Consider the following 15596-nt stretch of genomic DNA (forward strand, 5'->3'; position numbering starts at 1 on the left):
GACGAACACGACGCCAAGCCCTACCGCTGGACCTACGACGGCAGCCCACTCAAAGCCGCATGACCCCCGAAGGATCAATGCGGCGCTGCACTAGCACCAGAGGTAGTACTTGCAGTCGTACTAATCGCCGTGGTTTCGGCCGCAGTGTCCGGGGCGACGTCGGTCTCGGCGAGCACCGCCCGGCCGGCGCCGAGCAGCGGCTCCAGCTCCGGTTCGGCGACGCGCTGTCCGCCGGCCGCCGCGACGACCCGCGGCGCGTCCAGGACCCAGTTCATCAGCAACCGGTCGCTGCCCTGCCCGGCGTTGACTCCGTCGTGCAACTTCTCGCCGTAGAAGTCAACCAGGTAGCCGGAGGCCTGCGCACCGAGCTTCGCCATGTTGAAGTACGCGTTGCCGCGCATCAGCGGGTCGAAGGTCCAGGTGATGCGGCCGATCCCGCGGCTCAGGGCCCAGGCGCGCTGGTGGAGCTTGAGCGCGAAGCCCGCGTGCCGGCCGTTCGCCTCCGGCAGTACGCCGGCGATGTGCGAGTGCAGGTGGTTGCCGCCGGCGTCGCCGTCGGAGGCGAGGAACCCGGCGGCGGCGCCGATCAGCCGGCCGCCGTCCTCGTCGTCGAAGACCCCGGCCGCGTAGCAGCCTTCGTAGGCCATGACCCGCAGCAGGCCGCTGGGCATCGGCGACTGGCCGGGCTCGACGCTCCAGAGCCCGGCGATCAGGCCGGCGGCGGCGTCGTGGTCCTTCGGCTCGGTCAGCTCCCTGATGGTGACCCCCGCCGCGGCCGCCGCCGCCCGCGCCTGGGTGTGTGCGTGCTGTGCCGTACTCACGGACGTGCTCCCAGCAGGTCGGCCACCAGCTCGGCCAGCAGCGCCGCGCGCTCGGGCATCGCCTCGGCCAGGACGTGCTCGTCCTCGGCGTGCGCGCCGCCGCCGACGGCGCCGAGGCCGTCGAGCGTGGGGGTGCCGACGGCGGCGGTCCAGTTGCCGTCCGAGCCACCTCCCACGGCGATCCCGCGCAGCGGCGGCATGCCCAGCCGGGCGGCGGCGCGCTCGGCGCGGGCGAACAGCTCGCTGGAGGACTCAGGGGGCAGAGGCGGGCTCTCCGGGCCGCGCTCGATCCGCAGCGAGGTCCCGTCCAGGCGGGGCCGGAGGGCTTCCAGGCCCGCGCCGACGCGCGCCTGTTCCTCGGCACTGAAGGCGCGCACGTCGACCGCGACCTGCGCGGTGGCCGGCACGGTGTTCGCCGAGTCCCCGGCGGCGGTCAGCGACGGCGTGACCGTCGTACCGGCCTCGGGGTCCGCGAGCTTCACGATCTCCAGGATCTGGTGCGCGAGCTCGACGGCGGCGTTCGCGCCCCGTTCGGGTTCGAGTCCGGCGTGCGCGGCGCGGCCTTGGACGTGCAGGCGGTGGCAGCCGGCGCCCTTGCGGGCCGTCTTCAGCGCACCGTCGGCGCCGGCGCTGGCTTCCAGGACGAGCACCGCCCGGTTGCGGCGGGCCTCGTCCTGGATGAGCGTGCGGGCCGCCGGGGATCCGACTTCCTCGTCGGTGGTGACCAGGATGCTGACACCGTCAAGGGCGTCGGGCCCGTTCTGCCCGTTCCGCCCGTTCGGTCGCAGGGCGGCGAGCGCGTGCAGCATCTGCACCAGTCCGGCCTTCATGTCGAAGCAGCCGGGGCCGGTGACCTTCCCGTCGGTGACGGCGAAGGGCAGGCGTTCGAGCGTGCCGTGCGGCCAGACGGTGTCGAGGTGGCCGAGCAGCAGGACACGGTCTCCGGCGCCGAAGCGCCAGCGCAGCTGGGCCGCTCCCCCGTGGTCCAGCCGCTCGGCGGGTATCCCCAGCAGCCGGGAGCCCATGTCCGCGAACAGGTCGGCGCAACGGCTGGTCGCGGCCCGGTCTGCGGTCGGGGATTCGCAGCAGACCAGGGTCTCCAGGTCGGCGAGCATCGACGGCAGATCCATGGCGGTCATAGCAGTCGTGTTCACGCGGCGACCCCGCGACGCTCGGCCGGCACGCCGAGTTCGGCCCTGAACAACCGCAGGATGTTGCCACCGAGCGTGGCCGCGACGACCGCCTCGTCCATACCGCGGGCCAGCAGCTCGGCGGTGAGCAGCGGCAGCCCGGCGGGCCCGGGCAGACCGGGCAGCGTGGCGAACGGATCGCAGCCGGCCATCATGCCGAGCTCGACGCCGCCCGGGGTCACGTCCCGAAGCACCTCGACCACGAAGTCCGGGCCGATGCCGACGTGGTCGGCGCCGGCGACCTTGCCGACGTGCTCGATGTGGTCGACGAGGCGGGCCAGCGAGGGCTCGTGCTCGTCGAGGAAGCCGGGGAAGAAGTTCACGCACACCACCCCGCCTCCAGCCGCGATGGCTGCCAAGCGCGCGTCAGTGAGGTTGCGGTGGTGGTCGAACAAGGCCCGGGCCGAGGAGTGCGTGGCCATGATCGGCCGGGTCGCCAGCTCCAGCACGTGGTCCACGCCGGCTGCGCCGAGGTGCGAGACGTCGAAGAGCATCCCCAGACGCTCCATCTCGGCCAGCGCCTCCACCCCGGCAGCGGTCAGCCGACTGCCCGCGGCGTCCTCGGCCGAGCCGTCGGCCAGCGGCGTGCGGCCGAAATGCGCCAGCGAAGCGATCCGGACGCCGAGCCGGAACAGCGTAGTGAGGAGTTCGACGTCGGCGTCGATGCCGGGGGCACTTTCCAAGGCCAGGACCAGCGCGATCTTCCCAGCCTCCAGCGCGCGGTCGATGTCGGCGCCGTCCAGGCACAGGCTGACCTCGTCGCCGTTGCCCTCGGCGATCCGGTGCGCGGCCTCGATCATGCGCAGCGTCTGGCGCAGCGCGCCCTCCGGGCGGAAGCTGTCGTCGATGAAGACCGGCAGCACCTGGATATCCACGCCGCCGGCCCGCAGCTGCGGCAGCCACTGTGCGCGGAAGTAGTCGGGCCACTGCGGAGGCGGCCGCAGGACGACCGAGCAGAGCAGGTCGTTGTGGGTGTCGGCGACCACCGCGCGCTGGTGCAGCTCCAGCGTCGCCGCTTCGAGGCCTTCGGTTGTTCCCATGGCCGCCACAGTGCCCGCGGCGGGGTACCGGCGTCGTTGTGCGGTCAGACGAATTCCGGAGGCCTGGTTCGTCGGATCAAACGAACGGCGGAGTCCAGGCGTCGAATACACAGCCAACTGTTCAGTTGGCTGTGCTTTCTGATAGCGTCGCCGACGTGGAAGAAGCCGATCCGGCGCGCGCCGCGACGGTCGCGCACGAGCTGCGGGTGACCCTCGGTCAGGTGCTGCGGCGGCTGCGGGCCCAGACCGAGGGCAGCGACCTGACCAAGTCGCAGTCCTCCGTCCTCGGCCGGCTGGAGCGCGACGGGCCGACGACGGCCACGGCCCTGGCGCGTGCCGAGGGCGTCCGGCAGCAGTCGATGGCGGCGATCGTGGCCGCGTTGGTGGACGCCGGGCTGGTCGCCGGTTCCGCCGATCCGAGCGACGGCCGCAAGACGATCCTCGGCCTGACCGACGAGGCGCGGGAGCAGTTCCGCACCGGGCGCCTGGCCAAGGAGGACTGGCTCACCACGGCGATCACCGCCACCCTCAGCCCCGCCGAGCTGGAGCAGCTCGCGGCGAGCGTCGAGCTGCTCCGGCGGCTCGCCGGGTCCTGATCCACCCCGCCGTCACCATCCCCGGAAGGAACACACCCCATGTTCTCCACGCTCGACCCGACCACCGCGCTGGTGGTGATCGACCTGCAGACGGGCATCACCGCCATGGCCCTGACGCACCCGACCGAGGACGTCGTCACCCGCAGCGCGGCCCTGGCCGCCGCCTTCCGCAAGCACGGCCTGCCGGTGGTCCTGGTGAACGTCGCGGGCTCGCCCCCGGGACGCACCGACGCCGCCTCCGGCGCGCCGCGGACCTTCCCGGAGGGCTGGACGGAGCTGGTCCCCGAACTCGATCGGCGGCCCGAGGACCTGGTCGTCACCAAGCACGCCCGCAGTGCCTTCGCCGGGACCGGCCTGGCCGACCGGCTGCGCGCGCTGGGCGTCACGCAGGTGGTGGTGACGGGCATCTCGACCAGCGGCGGCGTGGAGTCGACGGCGCGCAGCGCGCACGAGGACGGCTTCCACGTGAGCCTGCCGATCGACGCGATGACCGACCGGACGCCGGAGGCTCACGCGTACAGCGTTCAGAACATCTTCCCCAGGATCGCCGAGACCGGGACGACCGAGGAGTTGCTCGCGCTGGTGGAGAACTCGCGGGGCTAGGCCGGGCCGGGCCCCGCGCCCTGGCTCAAACTCAGGCTCAGGCTCAGGCCGGCGAGATCCTGTCGCACACGATCTCCACCGTCTCGAACACCACGCTGCCGGCCCCGGCGTCCGCACCGGCCAAGGCGATCTTCGCGCACCACGCGTTCTCCAGCTCCCAGGTCGACAGCGGCGGCTTGCCGGCGGCGAAGTCGCCCGCGTTGTACATCTGCAGCACGGCGGACTTCAGCGCGGCCGGGTCGCCGTTCAGCGCCAGCTGGTGCCACTGCCACAGGGTCTTGTCGGCGTCCATGCCGCGCTTGAGCGTCACGCTCGGCGGCACGGTCTGCCCCATCTGCTTGGTGTGCACGATGGTGCCGCCCGGGGCGGTGGTGACGTACTGCGCCGGATCGATCTCGCTGTTCACTCCGACGAGCTGCTGGAACACGATCTTCGAGACCCCCGGCCCGCCGAGGTCCGGCGCCGAGAGCACGAACACGGACACCGCGAGAACCGGCGCGCCGCCCCCGGGCTGAATCGTCATGATCCGCATACCCCCTCGTCAGGGCCCGCGTACCGGGCACCGGACGTCAGAGTACTGCGACCGTCCGGAGGGCGACGAGGCCTGCGGCGTTTCCCCCTATTCGGCCGCCAGGCGCTTGACCAGGTCGCCCAGATCGGCTTCGAGCTCGGACAACGCCGCGTCGGTCGTGAAGCCCACCGCGAAGTTGATCCGGGCCATGTGCACGTTGTCGTGAGCGGTCTGCGTGGAGACGTGCTCGACGTCCGGCCGGTCGGCGGTCAGCCAGCGCAGCATCGCGCCCTTGACGGCCAGGCCGAGGCCGTGTCCCCGGTGTTCGGCGACGACGGCGGTGTCGCCCTGGAAGGCGCGGGTGGGCTGCTCGGCGCGCACGCTGAGCTCGGTGGCGGCCGCGACCTCGCCACTGTCCTCGTGGACGGCCACGAGCACGCGGTTGCCCCAGTTCCCGGCCCGCAGGGTCTCCTCGTGGAGCCGGACGCGCTCGGGCGTCCACTCCCGGTGCGCCATCGTGGACTCCCCGCTCGGGGCGTCGGTGATGGCGGTGCGGGCCCGCGCGTATGCGGCGAGAAGCGTCTCGGGCGCCGCGTCGGTCCAGCGCTCCAGGCGGAACCCGTCGGCGACAGGGTGCTGCCACAGCGCCGGGTCCACGTCGGCGATCGTCAGGATCTGGCGGATGAACCCGTGGGTGCGGACGAAGCCCAGCGCCCGGGCCCACTGCTCGCCGGAGGCGTCGGTCTTCACACCGTGCCCGACCACGACCGTGCGGCCGTCGGCGCCGAGGTCCGGCAGGATCGTGCGCAGCAGCGCCGTCCCGACGCCCCGGCGTCGCCGCTCCGGAGTGACGATGATCCGCGCGATCGTCATGTGCCGGTTCTCGGGCTCCGGGTAGATCGCGGAGGCGTGGCCGACGACGCGGCCGTCCTCGCGGGCCAGCCAGCGCCGCATCGGGCCGGCGAGCGAGTTCTGCACGCTGATCAGCTCGATGTACTGCTCAAGCGTCGGCAGCTTCTGCTCCGGATGGTCCAGCGACTGGACGGCGACCATCACCGCGTAGCTCGCGGCCAGCTCGTCCGCGGAAGCCGAGGGCGGATCGAACGGACGGATCTCGACCACCATCAGACCTCCAACCGCTTGGCGAGCTCGGCGACGCCGACTTCGAGCTCTGACAACGCCGCGGTGGTGACGAAGCCCAGCGCGTGGTTGATCCGGATCATGTGCACGTTGTCGTGAGCGGTCTGCGTGAAGATCTGCTCGACCCCCGGCTGCTCGGCGGTCAGCCAGCGCAGCGTGGCCCCTTTGACGGCCAGGCCGAGGCCGTGCCCGCGGAAGTCCGCCATGACGGCGGTGTCCTGCTGGATGGCACGGCGGCGTCCGCCTTCGGACACTTCGAGCTCGGTCAAGCCCGCCACCCGGCCGCTGTCCTCGTGGACGGCCACCGTGACGCGGATGAGGACGCCGCGGGAACGCAAGTCCGCTTCGTGGGTGCGGACGCGCTCGGGGGTCCAGTCCTCGAACTCCAGCGTGGACTCGCCGGTCGGGGCGTCGGTGATGGCCGTGCGGGCGCGGGCATACTCCACGAGCAACGCCTCCGGCGCCGCACCGGACCAGCTCTCCAGCCGGAATCCGGCGGCGACAGGACGCTGCCACAGTCCCGGGTCCACGTCGGCGAGCTTCAGGGTCTGCTTGACGTAACCGTGGGTGCGGACGAAGCCGAGCTTGCGTGCCCACGACTCGCCGGAGGCGTCGGCCTTGACGTTGTACCCCATGACGACGGTGCGGCCGTCCGCGCGCACGTCGGGAAGCACCCCGCGCAGCACGGCGGTGCCGACACCCTGGCGCCACCGTTCCGGCAGGACGGTGACCTGCACGATCGTCAGGTGCGTGTTCTCGTGCTCCGGCTGGATCGCCGACGCGGTCCCGACGATGCGGCCCGCGTCCCGCGCCACCCAGCGCCGGACCGGGCCCAGCACCGTCAGGGGCCGCCTGATCGTCTCGACGAACTCAGCCAGTGTCGGCGGCCAGACGTCGGGGTGGTCGACGGCCAGGACGGCCGTCGACACCGCGTAGTACTCGGCCAGCTCGGCCTCGGAGGCCGAGCTCGGATCGAACGGGCGTATCTCGACGGGCATCAGGGATCTGCCTTTCTCACGGCGAACCCCTGATGCTAGAACACCTCCGCCGTCAAGATCCGGTCGGCCACGTGACCTGCGTCGACTTGTAGTAGTCCACCCCCATCGCATGCCAGCGCGGCCCCTGCGCACCCAGCCGCGCGTCGAACGCGCTCTGGCCGTGGGTGGATTCCGGCGACCAGCCGAGCTCCATCAGCGCCGGCAGCCGCGGGAACGCCATGTAGTCGATGTTCGCGGAGGTGACGAGCGTCTCGGACCACAGCGGCGCCTCGACGCCGGCGATCGCCGAGGAGCTGACGCCGCTCAGGTAGTTCCCCGGGTCCCAGCCGTAGGCCGCGTTCACGTCGACGTACCCGGCCCAGTTCTGGCCCAGCGTGGTCTTCTTCGTGTACTTCATGTCCAGGTAGGCGTGGTTCGCCGGGGACATGATGATCTTCGTGCCCTTGGCGGCCGCGGCGGCCAGCGCGCTGTTGGACTTGGTGGTGTCCCAGAACTGCGCGACCGTGGACGGGGCCAGGGTCGCGGCGGCGATGTTGTGCCAGCCCATGACCGCCTTGCCGTGGTTGGCGACGATCTGCTGCTCCTGGTTGATGAAGGACACGTAATCGCTCTGCGTCGTGGAGCTGGCCTCGTCACCGCCGATATGGATGTACGGCCCCGGGGTCAGTGCCGCGATCTCGCCGATGACCTGGTCCAGGAACGTATAGGTGAGCGGCAGCGAGACGCACAGCGAGCTGAAGCCGACGTCCGTCCCGGTGTACAACGGCGGCGCGACCCCGTTGCAGTTCAACGACGCGTACGAGGCGAGCGCGGCGTTCGTGTGGCCGGGGGTGTCGATCTCCGGGACCACCGTCATGTAGCGCGACGCGGCGTAGTTCACGATCGCGGTGTAGTCGGCCTGCGTGTAGTAACCGCCGGCGCCTCCGCCGACCTCGGTCGAACCGCCGTAGGTCGCCAGGTTCGGCCAGGAGTTGATGGCGATGCGCCATCCCTGGTCGTCCGAGAGGTGCAGATGCAGGTAGTTCACCTTGTACAGCGCCAGTTCGTCGATGTAGTGCTCGACCTGGGCGACGGTGAAGAAGTGCCGCGCGACGTCCAGCATCGCCCCGCGGTGCTCGTACCGCGGGTAGTCCAGGATCGTGCCGCCGGTGGCCTTCCACGTCACGGAGGTCACCTTGGTCGGGCTCATCACCTGGCCCGGCAGCAGTTGCAGGAACGTCTGCACGCCGTGGAACAGGCCCGAGGCCGAGTTCGCCTGAACCCGCACCGAGCCCGCCGTGATCGTGAGCTGATATCCCTCGGCGCCGACCGTCGCCGGCGCGCCGGACAGGGACAGCGCGATCGTGCCGGGCGTCGTCGCGCCGACGGTGAGCGGCAGCGCGTAACCGGTCGAGGCGCGCAGGATCCCGGCCAGGTAGCCGCCGACGTTCGCGTCGTCGGCCGTCAGCGTCGCCGAAGCGGCCAGCGTGAACGTCAAGCCGTTCGCGGTCTCCGACACCGGTACCGGCACCACGACGTTCGGGAACGAGGCGGCGGCCGCCGGGGAGGAGGCCCCGGCAGCACCGGCAGCACCGGCAGCACCGGCCATGGTCATGCCGAGCGTGAGGGCGGCTGCCAGCAGCGCCAGCCGGACCCGGCGGAACATCGTCAGAGGTCTCATGAAGTCACCACTTAACTGTAGTAAAGGTGGTTAACTTCGGTGAAGGTACTGCGGGACCCCTACCGGGTCAACGCGTCTCAGATGGTCGTCTCGGATGGTCGGCTCAGACGGTCGGCCCAGATGGTCGGCTCAGACGGTGAAGGACACCTCCGGCTTGTACATCTCCAACCACAGCGCCAGATCCAGCGTCCGTTCCAACCCCCGCCGCGCCGCCTGCATGATCCCGGGATCGGAGTCGTCGACCATCCGGCGCACCGAGATCGCGTCGACGAAGTCGAACACCGGGTGCGCGGGCTGCGCCAGCAGATCGGCGACCCGGGCGCGCAGCGCGATGGCGTAGCGCGGGTCCTGCGTGGACGGATACGGGCTCTTCACCCGGTCGTAGACCGCGCGGGGCAGCGCGTCGGCCGCCGCCTCGCGCAGCAGCGACTTCTCGCGGCCGTCGAAGGACTTGATCGCCCACGGCGCGTTGTAGACGTACTCCACCAGCCGGTGGTCGCAGAACGGCACCCGCACCTCCAGGCCGACGGCCATGCTCAGCCGGTCCTTGCGGTCCAGCAGGACCCTGACGAAGCGGGTCAGGTACAGGTTGCAGACCCGGCGCATGCGGAACTCGAAGTCGCTCTCGCCGGGCAGGCGCTCGATGCCGGCCACCGCCGTTTCGTAGCAGTCCTTGATGTAGGTCTGCATGTCCAAGGCCTTGCGCAGCTCCGGACGCAGCAGGGTCATGTCGTCGCCGAAGTTCTGGATGTACTTCACCAGCCAGGGGAACGTGCCGCCGCGGCGCGCGTCCTCGTTGAAGAAGTCCTGGTAGCCGCCGAACACCTCGTCGGCCGACTCCCCGGACAGGGCGACCGTGGAGTGGTCGCGGATCTCCTTGAACAGCAGATACAAGGAGGTGTCCATGTCGCCGAAGCCGGCGGGCATGTCGCGGGCCCGGATGACGGTGCGCCGGGCGTCCAGGTCGGTGAGGGCCTCGGCGTCCAGCACGATGTCCTGGTGGACGGTGCCGGAGTGCTCGGCGACCGCGTGCACGAAGGGGGTGTCGGGGTCGGCGCGGATCGGGTCGGGCACGAAGTTCTTGGCCTGGCCGACGAAGTCGACGGCGAAGCTGCGGATCTTCTGCCCGGTCGCGGCCAGCTGCCGGGCGGACAGCGCGGTCAGGGTGGAGGAGTCCAGGCCGCCGGAGAGCAGGACGCAGCGCGGGACGTCCGCGACGAGCTGGCGGCGCACGATGTCCTCCAGCAGCTCCCTGACATGCTCGACGCTCGCGTCCCGGTCGTCGGTGTGCTCCCGGGTCTGAAGCGTCCAGTACGCCTCGGTGCGCACGCCCTCGGGGCCGACCGTGACCACGGTGCCCGGCTCGACCTCGCGCATCCCCTCCCAGAAGGCGTGCCCCGGGGTCTTGACCATCACGAACAGCTCGCGCAGCCCGGCGACGCCGACCGCGCGCCGGGACAGCGGATTGGCCAGGATCGCCTTGGGCTCGGAGCCGAACAGCACCCCATCGAGGGTCGGCGTGTAATACAGGGGCTTGATTCCCATGCGGTCGCGGACCAGGCGCAGTCTGCTGTCGCGGCCGTCCCAGATCGCGAAGGCGTACATGCCGTTCAGGCGCTCGGCGACGGCCGCTCCCCATTCGACATATCCGCGCAACACGACCTCGGTGTCCGACTCGGTGGTGAACCGGTGCCCGCGCGAGGCGAGCTCGGAGCGCAGTTCGGTGTAGTTGTAGGTCTCGCCGGAGTAGACGATGACCACACTGTGCCCGCCGACCTCGGTACTCATCGGTTGACGGCCGCCCGGCAGGTCGATGATGGCCAGCCTGCGATGCCCGAGCCCGGCGGGACCCTGGATCCAGGCACCGCGGTCGTCGGGTCCGCGGCACTCCATCGTGGCCGTCATCTCGTCCAGGACGCGCTCCTCGGCGCGCAGGTCGCGCTCGTAGGAGATCCACCCGGTGATTCCACACATGAGATGTTCCTTTCCGCCCGGTAACACAGAGCCCTTACCCGGGCCCCGGTTGGCCGGTATCGGCGAACTGTGCAGATGGTGAACTTTTGGCCGGAACACGTTGACAAAGCGGACGGACCGCCCATCTGCGGAAATCGGCGACCCGGGCGCCGACCATATAATTCGCCTTGCTAAGCATCATCGGCATCCGTGGCCTGATTCGCTTCTCGCCTGTCCAGTCGGAACGGCGCCCGCGACCGGTTCCCCGGAACGGCCCGAACCCGCGGTATCCGAGAGTTGATGTTCTTGACACACTGCGCCACCATCGGCACGATCAGGCGCAGTGGTGTCCGACGCGGCAACACCAGGGGGTCGGCTCCAGCGGTCCACAGGGTCCTGGGAGAGACAGAGTGTCGACTTGCTTTGAATGCTGACAGTGGCGGTATGGACTTCCGCGTATTGGGACCCCTGGAGATCGTCGGCGAAGGGGTGCCGATCCGACTCGGCGGACTGCGCGAACAAGCGGTCATGGCCATGTTCCTGCTGCAGCCGGACACCATCATCCCGGTCGAGCGGCTCGTCGACGCGGTCTGGGGCGACCGGCCGCCGGCCACCGCGCGGGCGCAGATCCAGATCTGTGTCTCGGCGCTGCGGCGGCTGCTCGGCGATCCGGAGCGGATCCGGACCCGCAACCCCGGCTACCTGTTCCGGCTCGGCACGGATGTGCTGGACGCGCGCGTGTTCGAGCAGGCAGCGGCCGACGGGCACACGCTGCTGGGCCGGGGGCGGATCACCGAGGCCGCGGCCGAGTTCCGCAGAGCACTGTCACTGTGGCGGGGGCCGGCGCTGGCCAACGTGGTCGGAGACGTCGTCCAGCACAGCGTGGCGCATCTGAACGAGCGCCGGCTGAACGTGCTGGAGGTGTGCCTGGAGGCCGAGTTGGAGGCCGGCACCCGGGGCGATCTGGTCGGGGAACTGGTGCGGGTCTGCCACGAGTACCCGCTGAACGAGCGCTTCCGGCTGTTGCTGATGACCGCGCTGTACCGCGCCGGACGGCAGGCCGAGGCGCTGGAGGTGTATCGCGCGACGCGCGGGACGCTGAAGGAGGAGCTGGGGATCGAGCCCGGTCCGGAGCTTCGGCGGCTGCATCAGGCGATCCTGACCGGCGAGGTCGATGAGCGGACGGCCGCGGGGACGAGCGCGGTCGCGGCGGCGGCGGCAGCAGCCGCCGCGGCGGCGAGCGCCGGACCGGTTGCCGGGCCTGTCGCCGGGCCTGTTGCCGGACCTATTGCCGGAGCCGAGCCTGCGCTCGCCACCGAGGCCGGCGCCCTCGCCGGGACCGAGGCCGGATTCGCCGCCGAGCCCGGCGCCGCGATCGCACCGCCGCCGCCGCAGGTTCCGGCCACGACGTCGGTCCCGCCGACGATGTCCGCCGCCGTCGGCATAACGCAGGACCCTGCCATGGCCCCCGGAGTCTCCCCCGGCGCGCGCCGCCCCGCTGTCCGTCCGCTGCCTCCAACCCCCCGACTGCTGCCGCCGGCGATTCCGGATTTCACCGGCCGGGCCAAGGCGATCGCGCGCATCGTGTCGGAGATGCCGGTGGTCCGCACCGTCGACGACGGTCCGGCGGTGCTGCCGGTGACCGTGCTCTACGGCCAGGGCGGCGTCGGCAAGACCACGCTGGCGGTCCACGTCGCGCACCGGCTGGCCGAGTCCTATCCCGACGGCCAGCTCTACGCGCGCCTGCGCGACGGCGACCAGCCGGTCGCGCCGGCCGACGTGCTGGAGCGCTTCCTGCGGGCGCTCGGGGTCGCCGGGCCGTCGTTGGCCGAGGGCCTGGAGGAGCGTGCCGAGATGTATCGGGACCTGTTGGGCGACCGGCGGGTTCTGGTGGTGCTCGACGACGCGATGACCGAGCACCAGGTGCAGCCGCTGCTGCCGGGCGGGCCGGGCTGCTCGGTGATCGTCACCAGCCGGCGGCGGCTGACCGGGGTGCCGGCGGCGGTGCGGCTGGAGGTCGGGACGTTCAGCGACGACAGTGCCGTGGCGCTGCTGGGCAGGGTCGCCGATGGCGCGCGGATCCGGGCCGAACCCGAGGCGGTGGCGCAGCTGTGCCGGCTGTGCGGGCATCTGCCGCTGGCGCTGCGGATCGTCGCGGCGCGGCTGGCGGCGCGGCCGCATTGGAGCGTGCGGGCGCTGGTGGACCGGCTGATCGACGAGTCGCGGCAGCTGGACGAGCTCAATCACGAGGGCGTCGGGATGCGGGCCAGCATCTCGGTCACCTACGCGGGGCTGTCGGCCGAGGCGCGGCAGTTGTTCCGGCGGCTGGCGTTGTTCGGCGGCCCGGACTTCGCGGCGTGGGTCGCGGCGCCGTTGCTGGAGGCCGACGTCTGGCACGCGGAGAACCTGCTGGAGGAGCTGACCGAGGCCTACCTCATCGACATCGAGCAGGGCCCTGATGGCGCGCCGACGCGTTACCGGTTCCACGACATCGTCCGCCCCTTCGCCCGGGAGCGGCTGCTGGCCGAGGACCCGCCGAACGAGCGCCACCAGGCGCTGGAGCGCTTGATCGGCGCGCACCTGTTCCTAGCCAAGCTGGCGCACGAGCGGGAGTACTCCGGCGACCACTTGCTGCCCTCAGACGACGCCACGACCTGGCCGCTCCCCCAGGACGCGGTGGCCCCGCTGATCGAGGACCCGCTGGCCTGGTTCGAGCGCGAGCGCCTGTCGCTGGTGGCGGCGGTGCGCCAGGCTGCCGCGCGCGGGCTGGCCGACAAGGCGTGGAGCCTGGCGATGTCCTCGGTCGCGCTGTTCGAGGCCCGGTCCTACTACGGCGACTGGCGCGAGACGCACGAGACCGCGCTGGAGGCGGTCTGCCAGGCCGGCGACCGCCGCGGCGAGGCGGCGATGCGCTACTCGCTTGGCTCGCTGCACATGTTCGAGCAGGACAACGCCGGCGCCCGGCAGCAGTTCGACCGGGCCTCGGCCCTCTACCGGGAGTTGGACGACAGCTACGGCGCGGCGCTGGTGCTGCGCAACGTCGCGGTCCTGGACCGCCGCGAGGGCCACCTGGACCGCGCGCTGGAGCGCTGGACGGACGCGCTGGTCACGTTCCGCGAGGCCGGGGACCGCGTCGCGGAGGCGTACGTCCTGAACAGCATCGCGCAGGTGCACCTGGCGCGCGGCCACGACGGCGCGGCCTTCGACCTGCTGACCCGCGCGGAGCTGATCTGTGCGGAGACCGGCGTGCGCCGGGTGGCCGCGCAGGTGCAGCTGCGGCTCGGCGACATGTACCGGCACCGCAACGACATGGAGCGGGCGCGGGAGGCCTATCGGCAGGTGCTGGCGACGGTCCGGGAGACCGGCGACCGCATCGGCGAGTGCCACGCCCTGATGGGCCTGGGCGCCACCGAGGCCGAGGACGGCCACCCGGGCCCGGCGGTGGAGGTGCTGCGCCAGGCGCTGGAGGCGGCCGAGGCCGTCGGCGACCGCAACCTCGGCGGTCGCGCGGCCCTGACACTGGCGCGCGCGGAACTGGCCGCCGGCCACCTGGCCGAAGCCGCCGACGACGCCGACCACGCGGTCGAGGCCTTCGGCGAGGGCCTGGCCTCGGCCCAGGCCCTGGTGCTGCGCGGCCGCATCCGCGACGAGCGCGGCGACACCTCCGGCGCCGTGGGCGACTGGTGGCAGGCCGCGACGGTGGCCACGGCGATGACGGTGAGCGAGGCCAGGGATCTGGCCGGGGAGATCGCGGCGCTGCTGGCGGAGGTGGGGGGCGGCGAGTCGGGGCAGGGGGGCTGAGCGCGCGACACCGAAGCTCCGCTACCCCACCACCGCGACCGGCGTCTTCGCCAGCACCGCCGCGAAAGCCTCCACCGCCCGATCGATCTGCTCGGCGTCGACCCCGGCGTGCGTCACGGCCCTGACCCGCCCGCCGAGCTCCATCACCGCGACGCCCCGCGCGTGCGCCGCGGCGACGAAGGCGGCCTGGGTCAGCCGTTCGTCGAGCACGTCGAACATCACGATGTTGGTCTGCGGCACCTGTACGCGCAGCCCCGGCAGCCCGGCCAGACCGGCGGCCAGCCGCGCGGCGTTGGAGTGGTCCTCGGCCAGGCGGTCGACCATCTCGGTCAGGGCCAGCAGGCCGGCCGCGGCGATGACGCCGGCCTGGCGCATGCCGCCGCCGAGCATCTTGCGGATGCGGCGCACCCGTGCCACGGCCTCGGTCGTGCCGACGACCATCGAGCCGATCGGCGCGCCCAGGCCCTTGGACAGGCAGAACTGGACCGTGTCGCCGACCGCTGCGACGTCCGCGACCGGGCGGCCGGTGGCCACGGCGGCGTTGAAGATGCGGGCGCCGTCCAGGTGGATCGGGACGCCGCGGGCGTCGGCGAGGGCGCGGACGGCCTGGTCGTGCTCGGGGCTCAGGACCGTGCCGCCGCACTGGCACTGGGTGTTCTCCAGGCAGATCAGGGCGACCGGGGCGATCTGCGAGTCGTCCGTGTCGTCGAACTCCGCGCACAGGTCCGCCGGGTCCAGGCCGCCGTCGGAGCGGTTCGGGATCGGGGTGCAGACCACGCCGCCGAGCGCCGAGTAGCCGCCGGCCTCGTAGCAGTACACGTCGGTGCGGGCGCCGACCAGGAGCCGGCCGCCGCGCGGGGCCCAGGCCAGGATCGAGGCCAGGTTGGCCATGGTGCCGCTGGGGAGCAGGCAGCCGGCCTGCTTGCCCAGCAGAGCGGCGGCGTACTCCTCCAGGTGGTTGACCGTCGGGTCCTCGCCGTAGACGTCGTCGCCGACCCGGGCCTCGGCCATGGCCCGGCGCATCGCGGCGGTCGGGACGGTGAAGGTGTCGCTGCGCAGCTCGATCATGGCCGGGCCGTCAGTCCCACACCGTGTTGCCCGGGGCGGCGGCCGGGTTCGGGGCCTGATCGGCGGCGTGGACTGCGGAGGCGTGCGACGCGGGCGCGGCGGCGGCCGGTCCGGCGGCCAGGGCGGTGGCCCCGGCGGCCGTGGAGAGCAGGAACAGACCGGCGGCGATCCGCGAGTGGCGGGCCCGGGGGGACATGGCGGTCATCGGCAGCACC

General features: G+C 72.0%; 13 protein-coding genes. 3 read left to right on the plus strand and 10 right to left on the minus strand.

The genetic code is table 11. From position 1 onward, the window contains the following. Positions 1–74: 74 nt before the first annotated feature. Genes ABIA35_RS23080 through ABIA35_RS23090 form a run of 3 tightly spaced genes read right to left on the minus strand, consistent with a single transcriptional unit; the run spans position 75 to position 3051 of the window. On the minus strand, positions 75–821 hold the full coding sequence (locus tag ABIA35_RS23080) for a GNAT family N-acetyltransferase (RefSeq protein ID WP_370359263.1): 747 nt from the start codon (positions 819–821) through the stop codon (positions 75–77). Continuing rightward, the gene (locus tag ABIA35_RS23085) at positions 818–1960 is read right to left on the minus strand and encodes a M20 family metallopeptidase (protein WP_370359413.1); all 1143 of its coding nucleotides are present in this window, start codon (positions 1958–1960) and stop codon (positions 818–820) included. The genes ABIA35_RS23080 and ABIA35_RS23085 overlap by 4 nt, the downstream gene beginning before the upstream one ends. Positions 1961–1971: 11 nt before the next feature. Beyond that, positions 1972–3051, minus strand: coding sequence for a dipeptidase (locus tag ABIA35_RS23090; protein WP_370335099.1), 1080 nt, complete (start codon positions 3049–3051; stop codon positions 1972–1974). Positions 3052–3206: 155 nt separating this feature from the next. Here ABIA35_RS23090 and ABIA35_RS23095 point away from each other — a divergent pair, with 155 nt between their 5' ends. Together ABIA35_RS23095 and ABIA35_RS23100 are read left to right on the plus strand one after the other, a co-directional pair. Further along, a complete protein-coding gene (locus ABIA35_RS23095) occupies positions 3207–3647 on the plus strand; it encodes a MarR family winged helix-turn-helix transcriptional regulator (RefSeq protein ID WP_370359264.1) in 441 nt (146 codons plus the stop codon). A 39-nt stretch (positions 3648–3686) separates the two neighbouring features. Beyond that, the gene (locus ABIA35_RS23100; RefSeq protein WP_370359265.1) at positions 3687–4250 is read left to right on the plus strand and encodes a cysteine hydrolase family protein; all 564 of its coding nucleotides are present in this window, start codon (positions 3687–3689) and stop codon (positions 4248–4250) included. A 43-nt stretch (positions 4251–4293) separates the two neighbouring features. Here the strand turns inward: ABIA35_RS23100 and ABIA35_RS23105 are convergent, their stop codons facing one another. The 5 genes from ABIA35_RS23105 to asnB form a co-directional block, all read right to left on the minus strand. Beyond that, the gene (locus ABIA35_RS23105) at positions 4294–4773 is read right to left on the minus strand and encodes a phage tail protein (RefSeq protein ID WP_370359266.1); all 480 of its coding nucleotides are present in this window, start codon (positions 4771–4773) and stop codon (positions 4294–4296) included. Positions 4774–4869: 96 nt separating this feature from the next. Beyond that, a complete protein-coding gene (locus tag ABIA35_RS23110) occupies positions 4870–5886 on the minus strand; it encodes a GNAT family N-acetyltransferase (protein ID WP_370359267.1) in 1017 nt (338 codons plus the stop codon). Then, on the minus strand, positions 5886–6899 hold the full coding sequence (locus ABIA35_RS23115; RefSeq protein WP_370359268.1) for a GNAT family N-acetyltransferase: 1014 nt from the start codon (positions 6897–6899) through the stop codon (positions 5886–5888). The genes ABIA35_RS23110 and ABIA35_RS23115 overlap by 1 nt, the downstream gene beginning before the upstream one ends. 52 nt (positions 6900–6951) lie before the next feature. Further along, the gene (locus ABIA35_RS23120; RefSeq protein WP_370359269.1) at positions 6952–8559 is read right to left on the minus strand and encodes a beta-N-acetylhexosaminidase; all 1608 of its coding nucleotides are present in this window, start codon (positions 8557–8559) and stop codon (positions 6952–6954) included. A 129-nt stretch (positions 8560–8688) separates the two neighbouring features. Next, positions 8689–10533 carry an asparagine synthase (glutamine-hydrolyzing) gene (gene asnB / locus ABIA35_RS23125; RefSeq protein WP_370359270.1) on the minus strand — a complete coding sequence of 615 codons (1845 nt, stop codon included), beginning with the start codon at positions 10531–10533 and terminating at the stop codon, positions 8689–8691. A 423-nt stretch (positions 10534–10956) separates the two neighbouring features. Here asnB and ABIA35_RS23130 point away from each other — a divergent pair, with 423 nt between their 5' ends. Beyond that, positions 10957–14313, plus strand: a complete 3357-nt coding sequence (locus tag ABIA35_RS23130) for a BTAD domain-containing putative transcriptional regulator (protein WP_370359271.1) — start codon at positions 10957–10959, stop codon at positions 14311–14313. A gap of 21 nt (positions 14314–14334) precedes the next feature. Here the strand turns inward: ABIA35_RS23130 and ABIA35_RS23135 are convergent, their stop codons facing one another. Both ABIA35_RS23135 and ABIA35_RS23140 read right to left on the minus strand, forming a co-directional pair. After that, on the minus strand, positions 14335–15381 hold the full coding sequence (locus tag ABIA35_RS23135; protein ID WP_370359272.1) for a GntG family PLP-dependent aldolase: 1047 nt from the start codon (positions 15379–15381) through the stop codon (positions 14335–14337). A gap of 10 nt (positions 15382–15391) precedes the next feature. Next, entirely contained in the window at positions 15392–15586 is a 195-nt protein-coding gene (locus ABIA35_RS23140; RefSeq protein WP_370359273.1) for a hypothetical protein, read from the minus strand. Positions 15587–15596: the final 10 nt, after the last annotated feature.

Source organism: Catenulispora sp. MAP12-49 (assembly GCF_041262705.1).
Lineage (GTDB): Bacteria > Actinomycetota > Actinomycetes > Streptomycetales > Catenulisporaceae > Catenulispora.